This window comes from Streptomyces sp. NEAU-YJ-81 (assembly GCF_017592595.1).
Taxonomy (GTDB): Bacteria; Actinomycetota; Actinomycetes; order Streptomycetales; family Streptomycetaceae; genus Streptomyces; species Streptomyces hygroscopicus_B.
The window spans coordinates 334,716-359,765 of sequence record NZ_JAGFNO010000005.1 but is presented as its reverse complement, the minus strand read 5'-3'; the positions used below and the strand labels follow the sequence as shown (position 1 = coordinate 359,765).

The 25,050-nt window shown below is 70.4% G+C and carries 21 protein-coding genes; 12 read left to right on the top strand and 9 right to left on the bottom strand.

Going from position 1 to position 25,050, the window contains the following annotated elements:
* Positions 1 to 322 precede the first annotated feature (322 nt).
* The 5 genes from xylB (at position 323) to J5X86_RS15205 (ending at position 5,813) form a co-directional block, all read left to right on the top strand.
* Entirely contained in the window at positions 323 to 1,813 is a 1,491-nt protein-coding gene (gene xylB / locus J5X86_RS15225) for a xylulokinase (protein WP_208517326.1), read from the top strand.
* Between the two features lie 142 nt (positions 1,814 to 1,955).
* Positions 1,956 to 2,915 (top strand): SMP-30/gluconolactonase/LRE family protein, encoded by a 960-nt coding sequence (locus tag J5X86_RS15220; protein WP_208517325.1) that lies wholly within the window; start codon positions 1,956 to 1,958, stop codon positions 2,913 to 2,915.
* Complete coding sequence (locus J5X86_RS15215) at positions 2,912 to 3,967, top strand: alcohol dehydrogenase catalytic domain-containing protein (protein WP_208517324.1); 1,056 nt, start codon at positions 2,912 to 2,914, stop codon at positions 3,965 to 3,967. The genes J5X86_RS15220 and J5X86_RS15215 overlap by 4 nt, the downstream gene beginning before the upstream one ends.
* A 2-nt stretch (positions 3,968 to 3,969) precedes the next feature.
* Positions 3,970 to 5,031 (top strand): hypothetical protein, encoded by a 1,062-nt coding sequence (locus J5X86_RS15210; protein WP_208517323.1) that lies wholly within the window; start codon positions 3,970 to 3,972, stop codon positions 5,029 to 5,031.
* On the top strand, positions 5,028 to 5,813 hold the full coding sequence (locus J5X86_RS15205; protein ID WP_208517322.1) for an SDR family NAD(P)-dependent oxidoreductase: 786 nt from the start codon (positions 5,028 to 5,030) through the stop codon (positions 5,811 to 5,813). The genes J5X86_RS15210 and J5X86_RS15205 overlap by 4 nt, the downstream gene beginning before the upstream one ends.
* 87 nt (positions 5,814 to 5,900) lie before the next feature.
* On the opposite strand, the gene J5X86_RS15200 is transcribed toward J5X86_RS15205, so the two are convergent.
* The 7 genes from J5X86_RS15200 to J5X86_RS15170 form a co-directional block, all read right to left on the bottom strand.
* A complete protein-coding gene (locus J5X86_RS15200) occupies positions 5,901 to 6,911 on the bottom strand; it encodes a substrate-binding domain-containing protein (protein WP_208517321.1) in 1,011 nt (336 codons plus the stop codon).
* A gap of 36 nt (positions 6,912 to 6,947) precedes the next feature.
* A complete protein-coding gene (locus J5X86_RS15195; RefSeq protein ID WP_208517320.1) occupies positions 6,948 to 7,982 on the bottom strand; it encodes an ABC transporter permease in 1,035 nt (344 codons plus the stop codon).
* Entirely contained in the window at positions 7,979 to 9,529 is a 1,551-nt protein-coding gene (locus J5X86_RS15190) for a sugar ABC transporter ATP-binding protein (RefSeq protein ID WP_243980485.1), read from the bottom strand. The genes J5X86_RS15195 and J5X86_RS15190 overlap by 4 nt, the downstream gene beginning before the upstream one ends.
* A 158-nt stretch (positions 9,530 to 9,687) precedes the next feature.
* Positions 9,688 to 10,704: an LLM class oxidoreductase gene (locus J5X86_RS15185; RefSeq protein ID WP_208517318.1), complete on the bottom strand. Its 1,017-nt coding sequence runs from the start codon at positions 10,702 to 10,704 to the stop codon at positions 9,688 to 9,690.
* A gap of 132 nt (positions 10,705 to 10,836) precedes the next feature.
* A complete protein-coding gene (locus tag J5X86_RS15180; RefSeq protein ID WP_208517317.1) occupies positions 10,837 to 11,661 on the bottom strand; it encodes an aldo/keto reductase in 825 nt (274 codons plus the stop codon).
* Between the two features lie 52 nt (positions 11,662 to 11,713).
* On the bottom strand, positions 11,714 to 12,139 hold the full coding sequence (locus tag J5X86_RS15175; RefSeq protein WP_208517316.1) for a heme-binding protein: 426 nt from the start codon (positions 12,137 to 12,139) through the stop codon (positions 11,714 to 11,716).
* Positions 12,140 to 12,188: 49 nt separating this feature from the next.
* Positions 12,189 to 13,394, bottom strand: coding sequence for an MFS transporter (locus tag J5X86_RS15170; protein ID WP_208517315.1), 1,206 nt, complete (start codon positions 13,392 to 13,394; stop codon positions 12,189 to 12,191).
* Positions 13,395 to 13,567: 173 nt separating this feature from the next.
* On the opposite strand from J5X86_RS15170, the gene J5X86_RS15165 reads away from it, so the two are divergent.
* A complete protein-coding gene (locus J5X86_RS15165) occupies positions 13,568 to 14,071 on the top strand; it encodes a MarR family winged helix-turn-helix transcriptional regulator (protein WP_208517314.1) in 504 nt (167 codons plus the stop codon).
* A 2-nt stretch (positions 14,072 to 14,073) separates the two neighbouring features.
* Here the strand turns inward: J5X86_RS15165 and J5X86_RS15160 are convergent, their stop codons facing one another.
* Positions 14,074 to 15,012, bottom strand: coding sequence for a LysR substrate-binding domain-containing protein (locus J5X86_RS15160; protein WP_208517313.1), 939 nt, complete (start codon positions 15,010 to 15,012; stop codon positions 14,074 to 14,076).
* Positions 15,013 to 15,152: 140 nt separating this feature from the next.
* Here J5X86_RS15160 and J5X86_RS15155 point away from each other — a divergent pair, with 140 nt between their 5' ends.
* Positions 15,153 to 16,163, top strand: a complete 1,011-nt coding sequence (locus J5X86_RS15155) for an aldo/keto reductase (protein WP_208517312.1) — start codon at positions 15,153 to 15,155, stop codon at positions 16,161 to 16,163.
* A 37-nt stretch (positions 16,164 to 16,200) separates the two neighbouring features.
* On the top strand, positions 16,201 to 16,620 hold the full coding sequence (locus J5X86_RS15150) for an SRPBCC family protein (protein ID WP_208517311.1): 420 nt from the start codon (positions 16,201 to 16,203) through the stop codon (positions 16,618 to 16,620).
* A gap of 112 nt (positions 16,621 to 16,732) precedes the next feature.
* Here the strand turns inward: J5X86_RS15150 and J5X86_RS15145 are convergent, their stop codons facing one another.
* Positions 16,733 to 17,734, bottom strand: coding sequence for a LacI family DNA-binding transcriptional regulator (locus J5X86_RS15145; protein WP_208517310.1), 1,002 nt, complete (start codon positions 17,732 to 17,734; stop codon positions 16,733 to 16,735).
* Between the two features lie 216 nt (positions 17,735 to 17,950).
* Here J5X86_RS15145 and hisD point away from each other — a divergent pair, with 216 nt between their 5' ends.
* The 4 genes from hisD (at position 17,951) to J5X86_RS15125 (ending at position 25,049) form a co-directional block, all read left to right on the top strand.
* Positions 17,951 to 19,270 carry a histidinol dehydrogenase gene (hisD, locus tag J5X86_RS15140; protein WP_208517309.1) on the top strand — a complete coding sequence of 440 codons (1,320 nt, stop codon included), beginning with the start codon at positions 17,951 to 17,953 and terminating at the stop codon, positions 19,268 to 19,270.
* A gap of 41 nt (positions 19,271 to 19,311) precedes the next feature.
* A complete protein-coding gene (locus J5X86_RS15135; RefSeq protein WP_208517308.1) occupies positions 19,312 to 20,685 on the top strand; it encodes an MFS transporter in 1,374 nt (457 codons plus the stop codon).
* Positions 20,686 to 21,168: 483 nt separating this feature from the next.
* Positions 21,169 to 23,208: an FAD-dependent oxidoreductase gene (locus J5X86_RS15130; RefSeq protein ID WP_208517307.1), complete on the top strand. Its 2,040-nt coding sequence runs from the start codon at positions 21,169 to 21,171 to the stop codon at positions 23,206 to 23,208.
* Positions 23,205 to 25,049, top strand: a complete 1,845-nt coding sequence (locus J5X86_RS15125; RefSeq protein ID WP_208517306.1) for a thiamine pyrophosphate-binding protein — start codon at positions 23,205 to 23,207, stop codon at positions 25,047 to 25,049. The genes J5X86_RS15130 and J5X86_RS15125 overlap by 4 nt, the downstream gene beginning before the upstream one ends.
* Position 25,050 lies beyond the last annotated feature (1 nt).

The following is a 25,050-nucleotide window of genomic DNA, read 5'->3' as shown; positions in this document are numbered from 1 at the left end:
CGGACCTGACGCGACATCGGGTCCGCCGCCTTTGCCGCGATCCCTGAAGCCCCCTCGAAGCTCCTCACACCCCCTCGACTCCCCTCACGCCCCTTCACGGCCTGGGGCCCGGAGCCCGGAGTGCGGATCAATCGCTCTTGACATCCTGTACGGACAGGATGACAGTGACCTGCGTCAGCGCTCCATCGACAGGGCGCCACCTCGACGGCCAGGGCCGTCCGCGCACTCCCCATGTGCGACGAGATCCGCCGCGGGCTCCACGGCGTGACCACCCGGGTCACGGAAGGCCACGCCCGGACACCAGGAAGCTGGAGAGACATCCGTGATCATCGCCCATGACCTCGGCACCACCGGGAACAAGGCGTCCCTGCACACCGACGACGGCCGGCTGGTGGCGGCGGTGACCGTGCGCTACGACACCGACTTCCGCGGCGGCGGCATCGCGGAACAGGACCCCGACTCCTGGTGGCAGGCCGTCTGCCAAGCCGGCCGTGAACTGCTCGTCCGCAGCGGGACACCCCGGGAGCGGATCAGCGTCATCGGGTTCAGCGGCCAGATGATGGGGGCCGTGCTGCTCGACCGCGCGCACCGGCCCGTGCGGCCCGCGATGATCTGGGCCGACCACCGCAGCGCCGAGCAGGCGAGGACGCTGGCCGCCGTACTCGGCGAGGAGCGCGCCTACCGGCTGCTGGGGCACCGGATCCATCCCACCTACTCACTGGCCAAGGTCATGTGGGTACGCGACAACGAACCACGGACCTTCCGTCGGGTGGCCCACGTATGCCTGGCCAAGGACTACATCGTCCAGCGTCTGACCGGCGCGCTCGCCACCGATCCCTCCGACGCCTCCAGCACCAACGCCTTCGACCAGCGGGCGGGCGTCTGGTCGCGAGCCGTGCTCGACGCGGCAGCCATCGACCCGGGCCTGCTGCCCGACATCGTGGAGTCCACCTCGGTCGTCGGCCGGGTCCGTGCGCACGTCGCGGAGGAGACCGGGGTGCCCGCCGGAGTCCCCGTCGTCATCGGCGGCGGAGACGGCCCCCTCGCCGCGCTCGGCGCCGGGGTGCTGACATCCGACGACAGCGCCTACACCTACCTCGGCTCCTCCTCGTGGATCTCGATGTCGGCCCGGCGGCCGCTGTACGACCCGGCCATGCGCACCATGACGTTCAACCACGTCCTGCCCGGACACTACGTGCCGACGGCCACCATGCAGGCGGGCGGCGCCTCACTCGAGTGGATCGCGCATGTGCTGCGCCCTGACGACGGCACGGAGCGCATCGCCCGCACCCTCGCGCGGATCGAGGACGCCGACACCACGGGGCTCTACTTCCTGCCCCATCTGCTCGGCGAGCGCTCGCCGTACTGGAACGCCGACGCCCGCGGCGCCTTCGTCGGACTCTCCCGGCACCATGGCCCCGCGCATCTGACGAAGGCCGTCCTGGAGGGAGTCGCCTTCAACCTGGCGACCTGCGTCACCGCCTTCCGCGAGGCCGGGCATCCGGTCGACCGCGTCGACGCCATCGGCGGGGGCGCGGCGAGCGACACCTGGCTGCGCATCCTCGCCGACGTCTGGGGAGCCCGCGTACGCCGCCGCAGCATCGTCGAGGAGGCCAACAGCCTCGGTGCCGCCGTCACCGCCGCCGTGGGCAGCGGCCTGGTCGACGGGTTCGAGGTGGCCCGCGAACTCTCAACGGTAGAGGCGGAGTTCACCCCGTCCGCGGACCGGCACCGCGACTACGCCGCGCGCCACCGGGAGTTCCTGGACGCCTATCGGAGCCTGGAGCCCTGGTTCGCGCGGGAGCGTGCGTAACCGCACCGCACACCGGGTCGCACCGCCGCCCATAAATTCTCACTCACTAGACAACTAGTCCGCACCATGAGAATGTACCGTGGCCGCCTTCGTGATCGCTCGTCGCGGTGCCACGACGAACAGGAGCCCTATGTGCCCATCGGTGACGACCGTCCACGCCAATCCCGTCGCCGGCGGGTTCACCTTCCTCGAGGGGCCCCGATGGCGCGACGGCGAGCTGTTCGCCTCCGACTTCTACAGCCAGCGCGTACTCGCCTTCCGCGCGGGACGCTCGCCGACCACCCGTCATGAGGTGCGCACGGTGTGCGAGGTGCCGGGCCGCCCGTCCGGGCTCGGATTCACGCCCGACGGCTCGCTGCTCGTCGTTTCGATGCTGGAGCGCGCCCTGCTGCGGTGGGACGGCCGGGCCCTCACCACCGTGTCGCGCTTCGGCGACCTCATCGAGGGCGTCGCCAACGACATGATCGTCACCGAGTCCGGCTGGGCCCTCGTCGGCAACTTCGGCAATACGGACGCCGAGCCCGCATCCCTGCGCGAGACGGCCCTGGTGCGGATCTCCCCCGACGGCGGAGCCGATCTGCAGGGCCACGGCCTTAACTTCCCCAACGGCATGGTGCTCACCGCCGACCGCCGACGGCTGCTCGTGGCCGAGACCTTCGCCGGACGCATCTCCTCGTGGCCGGTGACCTGGGGCAGCGACGGGCAACCCACGCTCGGGGAGCCGCGGGTGTGGAAGCAGTTCGGCAGCCCGCCCGGCCACCTCGACATCGAACGCGCCACCCGCGAGCTGCCCGTACTGCCCGACGGTCTGGCCATCGACGCACACGACCGGATCTGGGTCGCCTCCTCGATCGGGCACGGCGCACAGCTGCTCGCGCCGGACGGCACCCCCCTCGCCTTCGTCGAAACCGGCGGCCTCAGCGCCTACGCGGTCGCCCTCGGCGGCGCCGACCAGTCCGTTCTCTACCTCTGCTGTTCGCCGCCACTCGGCACCGTCGACCCCGCCGTCACCACCGACTCGGTGCTGTACGCCGCGGACATCTCGGCACTGCGCCGACCCGCACCCCGCGCCTCCCGCGCCCCAGGAAAGGAGACACCATGACGACCACCACCGCGCCGACCGCCACGGTTCGTGCGCTGCGGTTCGCCGCGAAGGAGAGGGTCGCCGTCGTCGACGCCCCGCTCCCCGAGCCCGGACCGGGCGAGCTGATCCTCGATGTGAAGGCCGCAGGGCTGTGCGGAAGCGACCTGCACTACTTCCATATGACGCACGAGGAGATGCGGCGGGCGACTCAGCCGCGCTCGCCCGAGATGACGCCCGGCCATGAGATCGCCGGAGTGGTCAAGGCGGTCGGCCCCGGCGTGAGCCACCCCGAGGTGGGCGACCGTGTCGCGGTACAGCACTACTCCGGCTGCGGCCAGTGTGAAAGCTGTCGGCGCGGCTGGGACGTGCACTGCGAGCGCGGTGCACGGGTGTACTCGCTCAACCGGCCCGGTGGCTGCCAGGACGAGCTGGTCGTCACGGCCAAGGACTGCGTGGTGCTGCCCGACGAGGTGAGCTTCCCCGTCGGCGCGTTCCTCGCCTGCGGTGCCACGACCGCCTACCAGGCGCTGCTCCGCTCGGAGGTGCGGCCGGGCGAGACCGTGGTCGTCATCGGCGTCGGCCCGGTCGGGCTCGCCGTGCTCGCCTGGGCCAAGGCATTCGGGCTGCGCGCCGTCGGCACCGACCCGAGCCCGGAACGCCGCGCCTTCGCCGAAAGCCTCGGCTACTCCGACATCCATGATGCCGCGGGCTTCGACATCGAGACCGTGGTACCCGGGGGCGCGAACGCCGTCATCGACACCTCCGGGAACGTCCATGGCCGCCGTACCGCCGTCGAGGTCGTGAAGACCTGGGGCACGGTGGTGTTCGTGGGGCTCGGCCCCGACTTCGCCATCGACCCGGTGCCGGACCTGATCATGCGTCAGGTGACCCTGCGCGGCATGTTCGTCTTCAGCGTGCCGCTGATGATGGAGGCCGTGGCGGAGGCCGGCCGGCTCGGTGTCGACCTCGCTCCGATCATCACCAGCGTCTCCTCGATCGAGGAGGGCCCCGATGCCTTCGCGGACTTCGCCGCGGGCAGCGTCGGCAAGTCGGTCATCGGATGGGAGTGAGCATGGCCAGCGAAACAGCGGTCCGGCCCGTCGACGGCGGTGCGTGGACACTGGAGAACGACGCGGTCACGGTGCTGGTGAACCCGGCCCGGGGCACCGACATCCTCTCACTGGTCTGGAAGGCCACCGGCGAGGAGATCCTGTGGCGCAACCCGCGCTGGGTGGACCGGGTGCCGGCGTCCGACGCGGCGGACGCGAGCGACGTGTCGTTCTTCGACAACTACGCGGGCGGCGTGCAGGAGTTGTTCCCGAACGCGGGACCACCGACCACCGTGCACGGCGCTCCGCTGCCGTTCCACGGTGAGGCGGCTCGCCGCTCCTGGACGGCCGGGACCGTGGAGATGGAGGAGGGGACCGCGCTACGGTGCGTCACCCGACTCGCCCGCTACCCGTTCCGTATGACGAAGACCTTCTCGCTCGACGGCTCCGTACTGCGTTTCCGAAGTGAGGTGGAGAATCTGTCGACGCGGGACCTCCCCTCGAACTGGGGCCTGCATCCCGCCTTCAACACCGCGACCGTGGCCCGCGCGGCCACCGTGTACGGCCCCTTCGAGGAACTCACCGCGCACCCGGAGGACTTCGGCGCCCGGCAGTGGATGGCACCGGGCGAAACGCGACGGGTGCCCGCCGTGGCCCCGGGCGTGGGAGCCCTCGAGCTCGCGCCGGGCGATGGCCCGACGGCCGACCTCGGTTACGCCACCGTCACCGGCGGGTGGTTCGGGCTGCGCTCACCCGGCTGCGGCCTGGTGGCGACGATGAGCTGGCAGTCCGAGCTGTTCCCCGAGATTTGGGTGTGGCAGGAGTGCCACGCACCCGGCGACTACCCCTGGTGGGGCACCGAACACATCGTGGCGGTCGAACCGCATTCCATCTCGCCGTTCATGCCGCTCGGCGAGAGGCTGGAGCGCCCCGGCGTGCCCGTGATCGCCGGCGGATCGACGCTGAGCGCCCAGTTCACGCTCGGCGTGCACGAGATCGCCGAGGACGAGGTGCCGGTCGATGTCGACGAACGGGGTGTGCCGGTGCTGATCACCGTGCCGGACGAGGGAAAGGGCGTGGCATGAGCCGATTCACCGATCGCGTCGCGATCGTCACCGGGGCGGGGGCGGGCATCGGCCGGGCCGCGGCCGAGCGCATCGCGAGCGAGGGCGGCTCCGTCGCCGTCTTCGACATCTCGGCCGAGCGCGCCGAGGAGTCCGCGCGCACGATCGCCGACGCCGGTGGCTCCGCCACGCCCTTCGCGGTGGACGTCTCCGACGGTGACCAGGTGCGGACCGCCGTGGACGACGTGGTGGCCACGCTCGGCGTCCCGTTCTCGCTCGTCAACAGCGCGGGCATCCTTCGTATCTCCCCCGCCCTCGAGATGGGCGTGGAAGACTTCGACACGGTGCTCGGCGTCAACCTGCGGGGCACGTTCCTCATGGCGACCGCGGTCGCGCGGCATATGGTGGCGGCGAAGCAGCCGGGCCGTATCGTCAACGTCTCGTCGATCCACTCGGTGATCTCGCTGCGCGAGGCGGCCGCCTACGCCGCCTCCAAGGGCGGGATCGACGCGCTCACCTTCACCCTCGCGGGCGAGTGGGCCGAGTACGGCATCACGGTCAACTCGGTGCGTCCCGGAGCGACCTGGTCCGCGCTGACCACGCCTCTCTACACGGACGACGTCGTGGCCTCGCTGAACCGCCGCATCCCGCTCGGCGCGGTCGCCCGCGCGGAGCAGGTGGCCGCGGCGATCGCCTACCTGGCCTCCGAGGACGCCTCGTACTCCACCGGAGCGACGCTCTCGGTCGACGGTGGCTACACCATCAACGGCGACATGCCGGACACGGCTTACCAACGCGATTGACCGATCGCATCCCATACGGCAGGGGCCGGAATCTCACGATTCCGGCCCCTGCCGTATGGTCGCGGCCCGACGGTGGCCCGCCCGGGATCAGAACACGGAGTGCGGGTCGAGGAAGTCGTCCACGTTCTCGCAGTTGATGCCCGCGGCCTTGGTGTACCGCTGCTTCTTGATGTCCTTCGGCGCCACGTCACCGGTGCCGATCCGCAGCGCGATGTCGAAAGCCAGGTCGGCGGCGAGCTTCGGCGAGTTCAGACCGGTGGAGATGTACCGGCCCTCGCACCCACCCGCCTTGATCTCCTGGAGCGCCTGCTTCTGGCCGTCCGCCGCGGCGGCCACCAGCGTCTTCTTATTGCCCTTGTCGCGCAGTGTGCTGAGGGCCCCGAGCGTCATCGAGTCGTTGAGGCCGACGATCAGGTCGACGTTCCGGTGCGCCGCGAGGATCGACTCGGTGGCCGGTACCGCGGCGTCCTGTGAGTAGTTCGCGGAAGTCCTGCCCACGACACGGTAGTTGACGCCACCGGCGCGCAGGCCATCGAGAAATCCCCGCTGGCGGTCGGGGCCGACGATCTCGTCGTCCGGGCCACCGTTGAGGATGGCCAGGCTGATCGTCGAGCCGTGGTGGAACCGCTTGGCCGCGAGCCGGCCGGAGAGCTTGCCGATCGCGTAGTTGTCTGAGGAGACGGAGGTGACGCCGACCCCCTCGATGCCCGTGTCGACGAAGACGAGGGGCACCTCCCCCGCCACGTCCTTGAGCTGTACCTTCTGCGTTTTCGGGCTCATCGCGTCGACCACGAGCACATCAATGCCCTGAGCCACCAGGGTCTGGGCCTGGTTCAGCTGGGTGACGGCGTCACCGTCGGCGTTCTGCACCTCCAGGTGGAAACCCCGCTGCCTGGCCTTCTTCCTGGCCGCGTCGACCATGGCCGCGAAGTAGGGTGCGTCCAGCTGCCGTTGGGAGAATCCGATGGTGACGTCGGTGGTGTCCTTGGCCTCCTTGGGGCCGCTGGAGGACGCCTTGCCACCGATGGTCGAACAGCCGGCCAGGCCGATCACCGCCGCCGACAGTGCGGCGAGCGAGCCCCGTCGCATGGTTGTCATGCAGGTCTCCGTGTCGTGTCGGGTCATGCGCCGGGATCAGGAACGTGCGGTCTTCTGCCGACGGCGCCGGGTGAACTGGACGGTGGTGAGGACCATCGCGAAGATGATCAGGGCCCCGCGGAAGGCGTCCTGCAGGAATGTGGAGACATTGAGCAGCACCAGCAGGTTGGAGATCACGCCGAAGATGAGCGTGCCCAGGAACGCTCCGAGCACCCGCCCCCGGCCGCCCACGAGGCTGGCACCGCCGATGACCACCGCCGCGATCGAATCGATCTCGTAGTTGTCCCCACCGGTCGGAGTGGCCGCGCCGATGCGGGCGGCGAGCAGGAAGCCCGCGAAGCCGACCAGTACGCCGGCGATCGCATACACCGAGATCATGGTGGCCTTCACCGGCACACCGGCGGCGTGGGCGGCCTCCCGGCTGCTGCCGAGCGCGTACACACGGCGCCCGAACACGGTGCGGCGGGTGAGGAAGGCCATGGCCATCGCGGACACGATCCAGACGATGCCGAGCACGGGGACGCCGGCGATCGCCGTCGTGGCGATGGTGCGGAAGTCGGCGGCGTGGGGTGCGATCGGCTGGCCCTCGGTGTAGGCGTAGACGAGCCCGCGGCCCAGCGCGAGCATGCCGAGGGTCACGATGAAGGCTTCGAGCCCGCGGTAGGCGATGAGGTAGCCGTTGAAGACACCGATGGCGCCGCCCAGCACGATCGCCACCGCCACCGCGAGCAAGGTGTTCCCGCCGCCGAAGAGACCGGCGGAGAGCACACCGGCGAGCCCGGCGACCGCGCCGACGGAGATGTCGATGCCACCGGTGAGCACGATGAGGAACTGCGCGAGGGTGACGATGCCGATCACCGAGACCTGCAGCAGCAGGTTGGACATGTTGTACGAGGAGAAGAAGGCGTCGGAGGTGAAGCCGGCGAAGACCAGCAGCGCCACGAGGATGTAGAGCGGGTACTGCTCCTTCGCCCATTGCCCGGCGCGGCGGAGCGTCAGGCCGCCGGTGGGCGCTTCTTCATGGGCCGCGGGTGGTACGGCGACCGTCCTGGGCGCGGTGTCGTGGCTCACTGGACTTCTCCTCCGAGGGCGGTACGGGTCAAGTCGTCGGTGGTGCTGGTCTTCGAGACGAACTCGCCGGCGATGACGCCGTCGCGCAGCACGATCACCCGGTTGCACAGAGCCAGGGCCTCTTCGGCCTCGCTGGTGACGACGACGACCGCCTTGCGCCGCTGCGAAAGGCCCCGCACGATCTGGTAGATGTTCAACCGGGCACCGACGTCGATGCCCTTGGTCGGTTCGTCCAGCACGAGGACCTCGGGCTCGCTCTCGAGCGCCTTGGCGATGCAGACCTTCTGCTGGTTGCCACCGGAGAGCGAGCTGGTCAGCCGCTCGGCGCCGCCCTTGATGCGGTAGTCGGAGACCAGCCGCGCCACCCGGCGGCGCTCACGGCGGGTGTGCATCACTCCGCCGGTCGAGAACGCGCCGAGCGTGCTCAGCGTGAGGTTGGCGGCGTTGTCGAAGTCCTTGACGAAGCCCTCGCGCCTGCGGTCCTCGCTGAGGTAGGCGATCCCCTGGCGCAGGGCTGCCCGCGGTGAGCGCGGGTTCACCTCGCGGCCACGCACCCGTACCGTGCCGGTGTCGCGGTGCTGATGCCCCGAAATCGACCGGGCGAGGGAGCTGCGCCCGCTGCCGACCAGACCGTAGATACCGACGATCTCGCCTTCCCGCACCGAGAAGGAGATGCCGGACGCGGATCCCGAGGACACGTCCAGCACCTCCAGCAGGGCGGGGGCGGCGGACGCGGACACCGGCTCCGGTGGCTCGAGGGCCATCACGGCCTCGCCGATCATGAGCGTCATGATCTCGTCGGGGGTCGTGTCCGCCCTGTCGACGACGTCGACGAGGGAGCCGTTGCGCATGACCGCGATGCGGTCGGCGAGCGCGAACACCTCCGGCATGCGGTGCGAGACGAAGACAACCGTGGCACCGGCTTCGCGCTCCTTGCGCACGAGTGCCTCGACGTCCTTGAAGTGCTCCTCCGTGGTGGAGGCGGTGGTCTCGTCCAGCAGCAGCACACGGTGCTCGTTCACCTGGGACCGGCTGAGCGCCACCATCTGACGGGGGCCGGGGCCGAGCCGTCCGGCCGGCATACCGAGGTCCACGTCGCGCATCCCGACCACGCCGAGGGCCGCGCGAGTGCGGTCCGCGCGGTCGCGGCCGCCGACGCGTTGCCACGGCTTCCGGCGGCCGGCCGAGCTGAGGCCGGTCAGCCAGACGTTCTCCTGGACGGTGAACGTGTCCACGATGACCGGCTCCTGATGCATGAGGAGCACTCCGGCGTCCAGGGCCGCGGAGGGTGTGGTGATCTCACCGTCGTATCCGTCCACGATCACGCGCCCGCTGGTGGGGCGCTCCTGACCGGCCAGCAGTTTGGTGAGCGTCGACTTGCCGGCGCCGTTCGCACCGCAGATGGCGAGCACCTCGCCCGCATAGCCACTGAGGGTGACGTCGGAGACGGCGACGACACCCGGGTAGACCTTGCCGACCCCGTCGAGAGTGAAAGTGGTCGTCCTCGGTGGTGATGATGCGGCTGCCGAGGACGCGACCGCGCCCATCCTGCTCAATTCGCCTGCTCCCTTGCGCTAGGCACGTCACTGCTCGTTCAGAAGGTCGGCCACTGCTGCCCGTGGCGCCGTAGGGGCGCCGGGCTGGAACCTTTTTTCTCACGAGATGAACGCTGTGTCTACCACGTGGGACAAACGAATGTGGCGGCCTACCCCGCCACGGGCCCCTCGGCGACGACCGGTGAGGGGAAACGCGGCAGTACGTGGTCGGTGAGTTCGGCCAGTACGTCTTCGATGGGGCGGTCGCCCGGTCGCAGGTTGAAGGAGACATGCGCGACGCCGAGGGCGGACATCTTCTCCAGGTGTTCCACGAGGCCGTCCCGGCCGGTGCGGAGTCCGAGCCGGATGGCGGTGGCGGGGGCCGCGGGGTCGGGCAGGAGGTCGAGCATCATGGGGGTCAGATAGGGCTTGGGGTGGTCGGCCGTCAGCCGCCGCCACTTTTCCGTCTTCAAGCGGAGCGCTCCGAGGTCGCGGGGGTAGTTGAGGCTCGCGTCGACGTGTTCGGCGATCCACTCCGGGCTCTGCTGGGCGTTGCCCGCGACCGCGATCGGGATGGTCCCGGCGGTGGGTTTGGGCAGCACGTCGAGTTGCCGGTCGGCGGTGAGGCCGAGCCGCGGCAGTTCCAGCCCCTGGCCGGGCGGCGGGGTGGACCAGGCGGTGCGCAGCACCTCGACGCCGTTGCGGAAGGTTTCGGCGCGGGTGGTGAACTCGACGTCGAAGAGCGGGTATTCGACGGGACGGTCACCGCTGGCCAGGCCGAGGATGAAGCGCCCGCCGGACAGCACGTCGACGGTCGCGGCCGCCTTGGCGACCAGGAGTGGCCGACGCAGTGGCAGGACGACGGCCGCGGTGCCGAGGACGGCGCGTTCGGTGATCGCCGCGAGGTGGCCCAGGTGGGTGAAGGTTTCGAACACCGACCCGGCGTCGCCGAAGTGCAGCGGGTCGTACAGCGGGACGTCGCGGACCCACAGGGCGGCGAACCCGGACTGGTCGGCGAGGCGGGCGAGTTGGGCGTGTGCGTCGAGGGACGGCACGCCGAAGGGGCGGCCCGCCTTCCGGTCGGTGGCCAGCCGGGACTGTCCCCAGTCGTTGTCCAGGGGGAGTTCCAGGCCGAGGGTGAGGCGTCCGCCGTGGGGGTGTGTCAGGCGGCTCAGGGCAGTGGACATGACGCGTAGACGGCTTCCAGGAGAGGGGAAACGGGGGTGAGGAGGAGGGGAATCAGGGGCGGGAACGGGCCGCGCCGCCGCGGCCGGCTGATGAGCACGGCCACAGCGGCGCGGTGGAGAGGGGTTACGGGGTCAGTTGAGGGTGTCGGGGTCGGGCCCGGTGCGCTGACCACGGTCGAGAGCGTTGATCGCCTCGATGTCCTCGGAGGTGAGGGTGAAGTCGAAGACGTCGATGTTCTCCCGGATGCGGGCGGGGGTCACGGACTTGGGGATCACGACGTTCCCCAGCTGCAGATGCCAGCGCAGGACCACCTGCGCGGGCGTCTTGCCGTGCCGCTGCGCTATCGCGGCGAGGGCGGAATCCTGGAGAAGGGCGCCCTGGGCCAGCGGGCTCCACGCCTCGGTGGCGATCTTGTGCTGGGCGTGGAAGTCCCGCAGCTCTCCCTGCTGGAGGTAGGGGTGCAGCTCGACCTGGTTGATGACCGGGACCACACCGCTGTGGTCGAGCAGCCGCTGCAGATGGGCGGGCTGGAAGTTGGACACGCCGATGGCGCGGGTGCGGCCGTCGGCCAGCAGCTTCTCCAGGGCGCGCCACGTGTCCAGGTAGAGGTCGCGGGCGGGGGTGGGCCAGTGGATCAGGTAGAGGTCCACATAGTCGGTGCCCAGCTTGGCCACGCTGGCGTCGAAGGCCGCGAGGGTGGAGTCGTATCCCTGGTCGGCGTTCCACAGCTTGGTGGTGAGGAACAGCTCCTCGCGGGGGACGCCGGAGGTGGCCAGGGCACGGCCGACCCCGGCCTCGTTGCCGTAGATGGCCGCGGTGTCGATGCTGCGGTAGCCGGCCTCGATGGCGGAGAGCACCGCGTCGGTGGTCTGCGCGTCCTCCACCTGGAAGACGCCGAAGCCCAGCTGCGGGATCTCAAGGCCGGTGTGGAGGGTGAGGTTGGGTACGGAGGTCATGGTGTCCTTCTCGGTTCGCTTGTGATTGCGGGTATGTGGTGTGGTTCGGGGGTCAGCCGAGGGTCGCGAGCGCGGTGGTGGCGATCCCGTGGTCCTGCTCGGGCGCGCCGCCGCCCACGCCGATCGCGCCGATCAGCCGGCCGTCGCGGTGGACCGGGACGCCACCGGCGAGGAACAGCAGCGGGCGGTCGAGGGCGGTGGGCAGGGTGTGGAAGGCGCCGCCGGGCTGGACCGCGTCGACCAGGTCCGCGGTGGGGGCGTTGAGCTGGAGCGCGGTGAACGCCTTGCGGGTGCTGGTCTCCCCCGCGATCAGTACGGCCCGGTCGTCGCGCCGGAAGGCCAGGAGGTGGCCACCGGCGTCGAGGACGCTGATCGCGGCCGTCACCCCGGCCGCCTCGGCGGCGGCGCGGGCGGCCTGGACGAGGGCCTCGGCGTCCTGAGTGGTCAGCGGGGCGACGGCGGTCTCGGTGGTGCTCATGGCGGGTGGGTCTCCTTGATGGTGGTGGTGCTGTTCGGTGACGGGTAACTCAGTGCCGGGCAGTCGAAACACGGGCCGGTTCGGCGGTCGCGCCGTCGTGGATGTGGCGGGCGTCGCGGCGCTCCAGGGCGGCGGAGAGGACGGCGAGGGCCAGGGCGGATCCGGCGAGGATGGCGCCGACCCAGTTGGGGGCCGTGTAGCCGAGTCCGGCCGAGATCACCAGGCCGCCGAGCCAGGCCGAGAGCGCGTTGCCCAGGTTGAAGGCGCCGATGTTGACGGCGGAGGCGAGGGTGGGCGCACCCGCCGCGTGGTCCAGTACCCGCTTCTGCAGCGGGGGCACGGTCGCGAAGCCCAGGGCGCCGACGAGAGCGATGGAGATGGCGGCCGCGATCTTGTTGTGGGCGGTGAAGGTGAACGCGGCCAGGACCAGCGCGAGCGCGCCCAGCGACACGTACAGCATCGGCATCAGCGCCCGGTCGGCGAACCGGCCTCCGAGGAGGTTGCCGCCGACCATGCCGAGCCCGAAGAGGACCAGCAGCCAGGTGACGGAGGAGTCCGCGAAGCCGGCGACCTCGGTCATCATCGGCGAGATGTAGGTGATCGCGGCGAAGACACCGCCGAAGCCGAGCACGGTCATCGCCATGGCCAGCAGCACCTGCGCGTTGCGGAAGGCGGCCAGCTCATGGACCAGGTGCACACCCTCCGGCTTGGGGATATCGGGAACGAGCTTGGCGATGCCCGCCAGCCCGATCACACCGAGAGCCGCGACGAGGAAGAAGGTGGTCCGCCACCCCATCGACTGGCCGATCGAGGTGCCCAGCGGCACACCGACGACGTTGGCGACGGTCAGGCCGGTGAACATCATCGAGATGGCACCGGCCTTCTTCTCGGGCGCGACCAGGTCGGCCGCGACGACCGATCCGATGCCGAAGAACGCGCCGTGCGCGAAGGAGGCGACGATCCGTCCTACGGCCATCACGCCGAAGACGGGGGCGAGCGCGGAGAGCAGATTGCCCACCACGAACAGCGCCATGAGCAGCATCAGCATGTGCTTGCGGGAGATCTTCGTACCGAGCGCGGTCATCAGCGGTGCGCCGACCACGACGCCGAGCGCGTAGCCGGTCACCAGGAACCCGGCGGTGGGGATGGACACACCGAAGTCCCCGGCGACCTCGGGCAGCAGCCCCATGATCACGAACTCGGTGGTTCCGATCCCGAAGGCCCCGATGGCGAGGGCCAGCAGTGCGATGGGCATGAAAGTTCACTCCAAGTGATTGCTACCGCCCTTTACGAGCGTCCACGATACTTGCATACACACTAATTGCAAGCGCGCTATATTGCTCAGGCTGTGTATCACGTCACCGTCACCGCCGCGGGGCCCCGGCCCCGCCCCATCCCGACTCACCCCGCCCCACCCAGGAGGCACCCATGGCCACGCCGGACCTCGCCGCCACTCCCCTCGCCCAGAGCTGGTGCGCCCTGTCACTGCTGCACAGCAGGATCGAGACGCATCTCGAGGGGGCCCTGCACACCCGCCACGGGCTCAGCGCCCGCGAGTACGCGGTTCTGGACGTGCTGAGCCGACAGCACGACGGGGAGAACGGGCATCTGCAGATGAAGCAGGTCGCCGAGGCCGTCGCCCTCAGCCAGAGCGCCACCACCCGCCTGGTCACCCGGCTCGAGGACCGCGAACTCCTCTCCCGCTACCTGTGCCCCACCGACCGGCGCGGGATCTACACCAACGTCACCGAGGCCGGTCTGGTACTGCTCCGCCAGGCCCGGCCGACATACGAAGGCGCCCTGCGCGAAGCGCTCGACCTGGCCGGCCGGGACCCGAGGCTCACCACCCTGGTCGCGGCCGTGGCGTCCTTGGAGGCATCGCCCCTTGACGCTTCCTCACTCCGGATTCCGGGGTGTGGGCTCCCCGGCTGATCTCACACCCCGGAGGCGAGCCCACCGGCCAGTGGCCCCGCGCCCATCTCCCGCTCATCCGACAGCACCGTCTCGCGGAACGAGGCGACGACCGGCCGCAGATCGATGTGATGCCAGACCGCCCACAGGTGAACGGACGCCTCGTGCCAGGGCAGTGTGCGCACGGCCACGGCGTCCGTCGCCCCGCGCACCATGCTCTTCTGCACCAGCGCCAGCCCGAGGCCGGAGGCCACCAGGCCGAGTGCCGTCAGCGGGTCCGCGGCGTCGAGCCGGATGTCGGGCGTGAAGCCGGAGGCGACACACGCGGCGACGAAGGTGTCCCGCCATACCGGGTCGCCCGGCTCCTCGACCGCGATCCACGGCTGGCCGTCCAGGTCCCGCGCCGAGATCGTCTCGCTCGCGGCCAGCGGGTGGCCCGCCGGAAGGACGAGCAGCAACGGGTCCTCCAGCAACGGCGCGGCCCGGAGCACGGGGTCGTCGCGGTCCGGTGGCTCCCGCACCAGGGCGATGTCGAGGCTGCGCTGGCGCAGTCCCTCGAATTGCTCGGCCGCGGGCATGCTGTACAGCGCGACATGGATGCCGGGGCTCTCCTCCTGCAGCCGGCGCAGCGCCCCCGGCAGCACACCCGTGTGCATGGCGTCGGCGACATAGCCGATGCACAGGCCGCCCTCTTCGCCTCTGCCCAGCCGGCGGCCCAGGTTCTCCAGCCGGTCGGCGTGGCGCAGCAGGGCCCGGGCCTCGCTGAGGAAGATCGCGCCGTCGCGGGTGAGCCGGATGCGCTGCTGGCTGCGCTCGAACAGGGTGAGGCCGAGGTTCTTCTCCAGTTGGGCGATCTGCCGACTGAGAGGAGACTGCGAGATGTGGAGCTGCTCGGCGGCGCGGCCGACGTGTTCGGTCTCGGCCACCGCAATGAAGTAGCGCAGTTGGCGCAGGTCAAGCACGTAAGACCTCCGAGGACTCAACTCTATCCAAGAGAGTCTTGGACAGTCTGAAGTGGCAATCCTACTGTCGAAGACGCAAGAACGGCGGCCCGGCCGAAAGCCATGAGTCCGCCCCCTCCCCCTCTTCGCAAGGACCTTTCATGACCATCAAGTCTCTGCTCCCCGGTCGCCTCGGCTTGGGCACGGCACCGCTGGGCAGCATGTTCCGCGACGTCTCCACCGAGGAGGCCGCCGCGACCGTCGACGCCGCCTGGGACCACGGCATCCGTTACTACGACACCGCCCCCTTCTACGGCTCCGGCCTGGCGGAGATACGCCTCGGCGACGGGCTCGCCGGACGCCCCCGCGACCAGTACGTGCTCAGCACGAAGGTGGGTCGCGTCATCCTCGACGAGGTGGAGGACCCCGCCACCCGTGACCTCGGCGAGAAGGGCGGCCTGTTCGAACACGGCCGCCCCAACAAGATGGTGCACGAGTGGACGGCCGACGCCACCCTGCGGTCGATCGAGGACAGCCTGCGGCGCCTGCGCACCGACCGGCTCGACATCGTCTGGGTCCACGACGTCGCCCAGGACTTCCACGGCGACGATTGGCTCGCCGTCTACGAGAGTGCCCGCACCGGCGCCTTCCGCGTCCTGCAGCGGCTGCGCGACGAGGGCGTGATCAAGGCTTGGGGACTCGGCGTCAACCGCGTCGAGCCCATCGAGCTCACCCTCGAGCTGGACGAGCCGAAGCCGGACGCCTTCCTGCTCGCCGGGCGCTACACCCTGCTGGACCACGACCGCGCCCTGCAGCGGCTGCTCCCCACGGCGGTCGACCAGGGCGTCGACCTCGTCGTCGGCGGCCCGTACAGCTCCGGCATCCTCGCGGGCGGCACCCACTTCGAATACCAGGACGCGCCCGCGCACATCGTCGAGAAGGTCACGCGCATCAAGGAGCTCGCCCAGCGGCACGGCATCAGCGTCAAGGCGGCTGCCCTGCAGTTCGCCCTCGCCCATCCGGCGACCGCCGCCGTGATCCCGGGTGCGACCCGGCCCAGCCGCATCGCCGAGGACGTCGCGGCCCTCGACGAGACCGTCCCCGCGGCGTTCTGGACCGAGCTGCGCGACGCCGGACTGGTCTCCCCGCTGGCCCCCCTGCCCACCGACTGATCCCCCTCCCGTCTCCCACCCCGACAGGAGCATTTCCATGGCCTCCACCACCGCGTCCCTCGACCTGCCCGTACCGCCCGAGCAGGTGTGGCAGCTCATCGGCGGCTTCGACTCGCTGCCCGACTGGCTGCCGTACATCTCCGAGAGCGTCCCCGCCGAGGGCGGCCGCGTCCGCCATCTGCGCAACGAGGAGGGCGGTGTGATCGTCGAGCGGCTCGTGGCGTTCGACGACGCGGCGCGCTCGTACAGCTACGCCATCCTCGACGCGCCGTTCCCGGTGACCGACTACCTGTCCACCCTGACCGTGCGCGAGGTCCCCGGGCGGTCCGGCGCCTCGCATGTCGAGTGGTCCGGGACGTTCACCCCCACCGACGTCAGCGAGGACGAAGCGGTCGCGCTCTTCCACGGCATCTACGCGGACGGTCTCGCCGCCCTGCGGAACACCCTGGAGGGCTGACCGCCTGACGGGCCGCCACGTGGAAACGCCTGACGGCCCGCCGAGCCGAACGCCTCGGAGACCGCCCGCCCGGGAGCACCACGCGCCCGGGCGGCGGCGTACGCGAGCAGGGTCAGGAAGCGGGCGTATGGGCGGTGGACCGCCGGACCACCAGCTCGGCCGGGAACTCCCGGCGCCGGGCGGGCAGTGTGCGGTCCTCGATCCGCTCGATCAGCATGCGCACGGCCATCCGCGCCATGTCGGTGATCGGCTGCCGCACGGTGGTCAGGCCGTACGCCTCCCACGCGGCCATCGCGATGTCGTCGTACCCGACCACCCAGACGTCCTCGGGTACCCGCACGCCCAGGGAGATCGCGCCGTCGACGGCGCCGAGGGCGGTGAGGTCGTTGGCGCAGAAGACGGCGGACGGGGGATGCGGGCGGTCGAGCAGTTCGCGCATCGCCGCGCGCGCCGTGTCGTGGGAGAAGTTCCCCTGCCGCACCAGTTCCGGCGCCAGCGGGTGCCCAAGTTCGCCGAGCATCTCGCGAAAGCCCCGCTCCCGGTGGAGCGCGGTGCTGGCCGACTGCGGTCCGCGCAGAAACCCGATGCGCTCATGTCCGGCCCCTACCAGATACCGGGCGGCGAGTCGCCCTCCGGCCACATTGTCGGCGGTGACCTGATCGCAGCCGATGTCGTCCAGCCCCCGGTGCAGCAGCACCACGGGCTCATTGCGCTGCAGCGCCTCTTCGAGTGGCTTGGACATCTGGGTCACCGTCGTGAACAGGAGCCCGTCCACCGCGCCTTCGCGGATGGCCTCCAGGGCACTGGCCTCGCTCGGGCCGGTGGCGTTCCACAGGGTCATCCGCTGCCCCGCGCGGCCGAGTTCATCACTGACCGCTTCCAGCAGCTGCGGATAGAAGGGGTTGGTGATGTCCGCGACGACCACGCCGATCGTGCCGGCACGCCGGGTGCGCATGGCCCTGGCGGCCGCGTTGGGGTGATAGCCGGCCTGCTTCATGGCGGTCTGGACGCGCTCCCTGGTCTCCGGGGAGACCCTGGCGCTGCCCTGGAGCACCCGGGAGACGGTCGCCTGTGACACTCCGGCCAGCCGGGCCACGTCCTGACTGGTGACCACAGCGCCTCCGTAGGGCCGGATCCGCGGGGCCGGATCCGGCCCCGACGGTGCTTTTGGGTGTTTACGTAGTCATCCTAGCGGCGCGCCCACCGGAGCCCGGCCGGGGTGGTGAGCAAAAGATCTTCGACAGCCATGTTTACGTATTCATGATGCAGGCGTAACGTCCCATGAATACGTAACCACGCGCCGACAAGGCGCCGAGAGATTGGCTCCGTCATGGTCCTGACCCTGAAAGCCGCCGCCGCCGCGAAGAGCACGCCCGGCAGCAGCAGCCCGGAGGTCATCGACGCCGTCACCGGGATCATTTCCGACATCCGCTCGCGCGGCGACGTCGCCGTCCGTGAGCACTCCGCCCGGTTCGACCGCTGGGAGCCGGAGTCCTTCCGGCTGACGGCGGAGGAGATCGAGGAGATCGTCGCCCGCGTTCCCGAACAGGTGCTGGAGGACATCCGCTTCGTCCAGCGCCAGGTGCGCACCTTCGCGGAGCGGCAGCTGGCCTCGCTGGGCGAGTTCGAGATGGAGACCCTCCCCGGCGTTTCGCTGGGGCAGAAGCACATCCCGGTCGCCGCGGCCGGTGCCTATGTGCCCGGTGGCCGCTACCCGCTGCTGGCCTCGGCGCATATGACCATCGTGACCGCCAAGACCGCCGGGGTGCCCAGGGTCGTGGCGTGCACACCGCCCATCCGGGGCGAGGTGCCCGATGCCACGATCGCGGCCATGTACCTGGCCGGAGCCGACGAGATACATCTGCTGGGCGGGGTGCAGGCCATCGCCGCCATGGCCCTTGGCACCGAGAGCATCGGCAAGGTCGACCTGCTCGCCGGGCCGGGCAACGCGTATGTGGCCGAGGCCAAGCGGCAGTTGTTCGGCGAGGTGGGCATCGACCTGTTCGCCGGGCCGACCGAGACCCTGGTGGTCGCCGACGAGAACGCCGATCCGTTCATCGCGGCCGTGGACCTGCTCAGCCAGGCCGAGCACGGCCCCGACTCCCCGGCGGTGCTGATCACCACGTCGGAACGGATCGGCCGCGAGGTCATCGCGCACGTCGAGGAGATCCTGCCGGACATGCCGACCCGCGATCTGGCCGGGCCCGCCTGGCGGGACCACGGTGAGGTCCATGTCGTCGGCGACCTCGACGAGGCGTACGCGCTGGCCGACTCCTACGCCAGCGAGCATGTCCAGATCCTCACGGCCGAGCCCCGCAAGGCCCTGGACGCCATGCGGAACTTCGGCGCGCTGTTCCTCGGCGAGGGGACCTGCGTCTCCTACGGGGACAAGGTGATCGGCACCAACCATGTGCTGCCCACGCGCGGCGCGGCCCGCTACACCGGCGGGCTGTGGGTCGGGAAGTACCTCAAGACGGTCACCTACCAGCAGGTCACCGACCCGGCGTCGAGCGCACTGCTCGGGGAGGTCTGCGGCCGGGCGGCGCGCACCGAGCTCTTCGAGGGACACGCCCGCTCCGGCGACGTCCGGGCGGCCAAGTACGCCGGGCAGCCCCTGAGTTGGGCTCCCGACCACTCCTTTGACGCCTGACCCATCCCATCGGCATCCGCGCAGAAGAAGAGGAGGCAGCCATGCCCTCCGGAGCATCGACGGCGTCAGGGGCCCCGGCCAGGCGGGCACTGACGTCCAGCACCATCGGCAGCGTGATCGAGTGGTACGACTTCACGATCTACGGGACCGCGGCCGCCCTGGTCGTCAACCGGCTGTTCTTTCCGCAGGTCAGCTCGACCGCCGGGATCATGGCCGCCTTCGCGACCTTCGCGGCCGGGTTCCTGGCCCGCCCGCTGGGCGGGTTCGTGGCCGGGCACTACGGGGACAAGGTCAGCCGCAAGGCCACCCTCGTGGTGACACTGACCCTGATGGGGTCGGCCACGACCCTGATCGGACTGTTGCCGACGCACACCCAGATCGGTCTGTGGGCCCCCGCCCTGCTGGTGTTCCTGCGCCTGGTGCAGGGGTTCGCGGTGGGCGGTGAGTGGGGTGGCGCGGTCCTCATGGCGGTCGAGCACGCGCCGAGCGGCCGACGCGGTCTGTACGGGGCGTGGCCGCAGACCGGGGTCTCGGCCGGGCTGCTGCTGGGCACCGGTGTCTTCAGCGCCGTATCCCTGCTGCCCGATGAGCAGTTCCTGGCGTGGGGGTGGCGGCTGCCCTTCCTCGCCAGCGCGCTGCTGGCCACCGTCGGCCTCTACATCCGCTCCCGGATCTCCGAGCCCGAGTCGATCGCCCAGGCGGCCGAGAGCGGAGGGCGGTCCCGGCGGCCACTGGTCGACGTGGTGCGCAGGCACCCCAAGGAGGTGCTGATCGCGGTCGGTGCCCGGTTCGCGGAGGGCGGCAACTACTACATCTTCACCGTCTTCATCCTCACCTACCTCTCCGAACAACTCGACCTGTCACGGCAGGTGGGGCTGACCGGGGTGATGGTCGCCGCCGCGGTGGACATCGCGGTGATCCCGCTGTGGGGCGCGCTCTCCGACCGGGTGGGCCGCCGGCCGGTGTTCATCGGGGGCGCGCTGTTCATGGCGGCTTTCGCGGGACCGTTCTTCCTGCTGGTCGACACCCGGTCGCCGGTGCTGATCTGTCTGGCCCTGGTCGTGGTCATGGCCTTCGGGCATGGCGCGGTGTTCGGCCCGCTGGCCGCGTTCTACGCCGAGCTGTTCCCCGCCCGGGTCCGCTACAGCGGAGTGTCGATCGGCTACCAGGCAGGCAGCGTGGTGCTCGGCGGCTTCACTCCGATGCTGGCCACGTCGTTGATCGTGTGGAGCGGTGGGGCGTCCTGGAGCCTGATGCTCCTGGTCGCGGCGGGTGCCCTCATCGCCGCGGCGACGATGGTGGCCGCTCCCGAGACCTTCCGCCGAAGCCTGGACGCGGAGCCTGGCGGGGCCACTCAGGACGGGGCCACTCCGGACGGCGCACCGAGCCCGGAGGCGATGCCGACTTCGAACTGAAATTCCATGCGAACAGGTGGGCGAGTTTCCGGCGGGCCAGCGGGCCGGAAACCTGCCCACTTCGTTTCTCCTACGGCACGTCCCCGGCGGCCTGAAACTCCTACGGACATCCCGCCCGCCCCGCCGAAAGGGGTTTCCGAAGGACACACAAGCGGCCACAGGTGTTGATGCGACTTCCCCCTTGCCTTTATCGGGCAGGAGTTCGACGCCCTTCCACGGCTTCGGCATGGCCGATCCGGACCCGTTGCGCATGTCGGTGCGATGACCACTCAGTTCACTGCGGCACGGGCACACCCGCACTCCCCCCACCCCCTCCGCCCCTGGTAGAGCTTGCGCCCCAGCCGGATCTCGGGCTTTCCCCAGAGGGAAATCCGGCAAGTCGAAATTCCGTCAGCCGCGAGGTCTCCAGTTTTTGGACTTTACCAACGCATTACCAAGTCGGAGAATCGATAAATCGTTTCTTCATATCTACGATCGCAAGCTATGACCGACGCTCCCCACGACAACTCCGCCACCCGTGCCCGCTGGCAGACGTGTCTCAGGCTCGCCCGCGAACTCCTCCTCATCGGGCCGGACAACTCCGACCTCAAACTCGAATATCTCCATACCCTGATCGACACCGGCCGCCTCGGCCCCACCCGCCACCCCCGCAAGAAAATCCTCATCATCGGCGCCGGCATCACCGGCCTCGTGGCCGGCCGCCTGCTCAAGGACGCGGGCCACGACGTCACCATCCTCGAGGCCAACACCGGCCGCGTCGGCGGGCGCATCAAGACCTTCCGCACCACCAAGCACCATCAGCCGTTCGACGACCCCGCCCAGTACGCCGAGGCCGGGGCCATGCGGTTGCCCGACTTCCACCCGCTTGTCCTCGCCCTCGTCGACAAACTCGGGCTCGGCCGCCGGCAGTTCTACAACGTGGATGTCGACCCCACCACCGGCAGCGGCCCCGATGTCCCCGCCCTCCCGGTGACGTACACCTCCTTCACCGGCCGCACCTGGAGCTACGGCGACGACAGCCCCGACTTCCGCGAGCCCGACAAGCGCGGCAACACCTGGATCCGCACCAACCGCGTCCAGGTGCGGCGCGCCGACTACGCCGCCACCCCGGAACGGATCAACGAGGGCTTCCACCTCACCGACGACGAGGTCCGCGCACCCGCCGTGCAGATGGTCGACGACGCGCTGGAGAGCGTGCGGGACTACTACTCCGACATCGTGGACGGGCAGCGCGTCAACAAGCCGCTCGACCAGTGGGTCGAGGGCTGGGCCAGGGTGATCCGCGACTTCGACGGCTATTCGATGGGCGGCTTCCTGCGCGACTACGCGGGGCTCAGCGACGAGGCGATCGAGGCCGTCGGAACGCTGGAGAACATGTCCTCGCGGCTGCATCTCTCCTTCTTCCACAGCTTCCTGAGCCACACCGACATCAGCCCCACCGTGCGCTACTGGGAGATACCCGGCGGCAGTTGGCGGCTGCCCGACGCCCTCCACCGGGGCCTGCGCGACGAGGTGCGGTTCGGCCACCGCATGATCCGCCTCGAGTACGACGACCCCAGCCGCGACTCCGTCCCCGAGGGCACCGGCGCCGTCGGACCGGGCGGATGGGGCGTGGCCGTGCAGACCGTCGCCGAGGACAATCCGGCGGGTCCGACCCAGCTGTGGACCGCCGACCTGGCGATCGTCACCATCCCGTTCTCCACCCTGCGCTTCGTGGAGATCGTCCCCTCGATGTCGTACAAGAAGCGCCGCGCCATCATCGAGACCCACTACGACCAGGCCACCAAGGTACTGCTGGAGTTCAGCCACCGGTGGTGGGAGTTCACCGAGGACGACTGGCGCAACGAGCTGGAGAGCATCTCACCGGGCCTCTACGAGTACTACCAGCGAGGCGGCGAGAGTGGCGCCGCTCCCGCCCCCGCGCTCGCCGGGGCCGGCATCGCCGATCTGCTCGGCGCCGCGGTCAAGGACAGCGGTGTCACCGACGAGGTGCGGCAGTTCAACAGCACCATGCCGCTGCGCGGCCCCGCCGTCCGCCCCGCCACCCACTGCTTCGGCGGGGGCTCCGCCACCGACAACCCCAACCGGTTCATGTACTACCCCTCGCACGGGGTCGAGGGCAGCACCGGTGGCGTGGTGCTCGCCTCGTACTCCTGGTCCGACGACGCCTCACGCTGGGACTCCATGCGGGAGGCGGAGCGCTATGTCTACGCCCTGCGGAACCTCCAGGCCCTGCACGGCCGCCGCATCGAGGTGTTCTTCACCGGCCGGGGCGCCACCAAGAGCTGGGCCCGCGATCCGTACGCCTTCGGCGAGGCCGCCACGTACACCGCGCACCAGATGACCAGCTTCCACCTGGACGCCTCCCGGCCCGAGGGCCCCGTGCACTTCGCCGGGGAGCACACCTCCCTCAAGCACGCCTGGATCGAGGGCGCCCTGGAGAGCGCCGTCCGCGCCGCCATCGCCGTCCACCAGGCCCCGCCCGTCACCACCCCGGGCCCGGACCAGGGGGGCCGCTCATGACCGAGATCACCCCCGAGTGCACGGTCGCCCGCTATCTGGCCCGCCGGCTGGCCGAGTTGGGCATCACCCACCTGTTCGGCGTGCCCGGCAACCACCTCGGCCCGTTCCTCACCGTCCTGCGGGCCGAGGGCGACATCGAGTGGGTCGGCACCCCCACCGAGGGCGGCGCGGGCCAGGCCGCCGACTCCTACGCCCGTCTCCACGGCATCGGCGCGGCCGCGGTCACCTACAGCGTCGGCGCGTTCAATCTGCTCAATGCCTGTGGCGGCGCCTATGTGGAACACGTCCCGCTCGTCGCCATCAACGCCTGCCCGCCCTACGAGCAGTGGCAGAACTACCGCGCCCTCGGCCTGCTCACCTCGCATATGAGCCCCCGCCGGGAGAGCAACCTGGACGTCTACCGGCAGGTCACCGTGGAAGCCCAGGTCATCTCCAACCCGGGCCTCGCCCCGGGCCAGATCGACGCCGCGCTCACCGCCTGCCTGTCCGAGCGCAGGCCCGTCTATCTGGAGGTCATGGAGGACCTGTGGGACGAGCCCTGTGCGGTGGCCGAGGAGCCGCTGCTGCGCCGCGAGCGGCCGTTCAGCGCGCGCAACCAGACCATGCTGGCGGGCGCCGTCGACGCGATCCTGACCCTGATCGAGGAGCACCCCGGCCCGGACGGCAGGCCCCGCCCGATCGTATGGGCGGGCGAGGAGGTCGAGCGGTTCCGCCTCGACGGGCAGCTCACCGACCTGACACAGGGCACCGGGGTGCCGTTCTGCACCACCGTCGGCGCCAAGGCCGTCGTCGACGAGCGGGGGCCGCAGTTCCACGGCGTGTACAACGGCAAGGCCAGCCACCCGGATGTGCACTGGATCTTCAAGGACTGGGCCACCTGCCGGATCGGCCTCGGTGCCTGGTCCACCTCGAAGAACCTCGACGGGGAGCAGTGTGTCGGCACGGACTGGGTGATGGCCGCCCAGGGCGGCGTCAGCGTCGGCACCCGGTACTTCCCCGACGTCCAGCTCACCCGGCTGATCCCCGCCCTCCAGGACGCGCTGGTGGCGCGCTTCGGCTCCGGGGGCCTGACCGCCGACTACTACGCCGAGGCCCACGCCCACCAGGGCGCGCCCGACGACCGGCCCGCCAGTCTCCAGGACCACCGCGCCACGCTGCGCGCCGGCGGCTCGTCGTCCCGGTCCGGCGAACGGCTCACCTACGACGGCGTATTCGACCGGATCAACCACTTCCTGGGCCGGGAGACCCGGGAGGACTGGACGGTCGTCTCCGACGCCGCGTTCTCCCTCATCGGCTCGATGAACCTGACCCTGCCCGCGGGCGGGTTCCTGTCGCAGATCAGCTGGCTGTCCATCGGCTGGTCCGTCGGCGCGGCCACCGGCGCCGCGCTCGCCCCCGAGCGCGGCCACGCCCGCCCGATGGTGTTCGTCGGCGACGGCGCCTTCCAGGAGACCTGCCAGGAGATCTCCACCCACACCAGGCTCGGGCTGCGGTCGGTGGTGTTCGTCATGGACAACGGACACTTCTACGGCATCGAGCAGATGCTGGTGCACCCGTCCTACTTCGCGGACCGGGACTCGCGCGACGCGGACGGCACCAACGGCGCGGACTTCTACAACGTCCTGCACCCGTGGCACTACGACCGCCTCGCGGAGGTCTTCTCCGGCAAGAAGACCCCGGCGAACGGGGTCAGCATCGCGCACGCCTCCGACCTGGACGAGCTGTTGGCCCGCCTCACCGACCCCACCGACCCGGTCAACGCCGGACCGCTGCTGGTCCGCGTCCGCCTGCAGCGGCACGACTATCCGCGGGCGATGGCATACAAGCTGGAAGAGGAGTAGG

Coding starts and splice junctions, on each gene's coding strand:
- J5X86_RS15150 (WP_208517311.1), top strand. CDS start 16,201: ATGGCCTCCACCACCGCGTCCCTCGACCTGCCCGTACCGCCCGAGCAG.
- J5X86_RS15155 (WP_208517312.1), top strand. CDS start 15,153: ATGACCATCAAGTCTCTGCTCCCCGGTCGCCTCGGCTTGGGCACGGCA.
- J5X86_RS15200 (WP_208517321.1), bottom strand. CDS start 6,911: ATGACAACCATGCGACGGGGCTCGCTCGCCGCACTGTCGGCGGCGGTG.
- J5X86_RS15180 (WP_208517317.1), bottom strand. CDS start 11,661: ATGACCTCCGTACCCAACCTCACCCTCCACACCGGCCTTGAGATCCCG.
- hisD (WP_208517309.1), top strand. CDS start 17,951: ATGGTCCTGACCCTGAAAGCCGCCGCCGCCGCGAAGAGCACGCCCGGC.
- J5X86_RS15205 (WP_208517322.1), top strand. CDS start 5,028: ATGAGCCGATTCACCGATCGCGTCGCGATCGTCACCGGGGCGGGGGCG.
- J5X86_RS15165 (WP_208517314.1), top strand. CDS start 13,568: ATGGCCACGCCGGACCTCGCCGCCACTCCCCTCGCCCAGAGCTGGTGC.
- J5X86_RS15125 (WP_208517306.1), top strand. CDS start 23,205: ATGACCGAGATCACCCCCGAGTGCACGGTCGCCCGCTATCTGGCCCGC.
- J5X86_RS15215 (WP_208517324.1), top strand. CDS start 2,912: ATGACGACCACCACCGCGCCGACCGCCACGGTTCGTGCGCTGCGGTTC.
- J5X86_RS15185 (WP_208517318.1), bottom strand. CDS start 10,704: ATGTCCACTGCCCTGAGCCGCCTGACACACCCCCACGGCGGACGCCTC.
- J5X86_RS15135 (WP_208517308.1), top strand. CDS start 19,312: ATGCCCTCCGGAGCATCGACGGCGTCAGGGGCCCCGGCCAGGCGGGCA.
- J5X86_RS15190 (WP_243980485.1), bottom strand. CDS start 9,529: ATGGGCGCGGTCGCGTCCTCGGCAGCCGCATCATCACCACCGAGGACG.
- J5X86_RS15210 (WP_208517323.1), top strand. CDS start 3,970: ATGGCCAGCGAAACAGCGGTCCGGCCCGTCGACGGCGGTGCGTGGACA.
- J5X86_RS15175 (WP_208517316.1), bottom strand. CDS start 12,139: ATGAGCACCACCGAGACCGCCGTCGCCCCGCTGACCACTCAGGACGCC.
- J5X86_RS15170 (WP_208517315.1), bottom strand. CDS start 13,394: ATGCCCATCGCACTGCTGGCCCTCGCCATCGGGGCCTTCGGGATCGGA.
- J5X86_RS15130 (WP_208517307.1), top strand. CDS start 21,169: ATGACCGACGCTCCCCACGACAACTCCGCCACCCGTGCCCGCTGGCAG.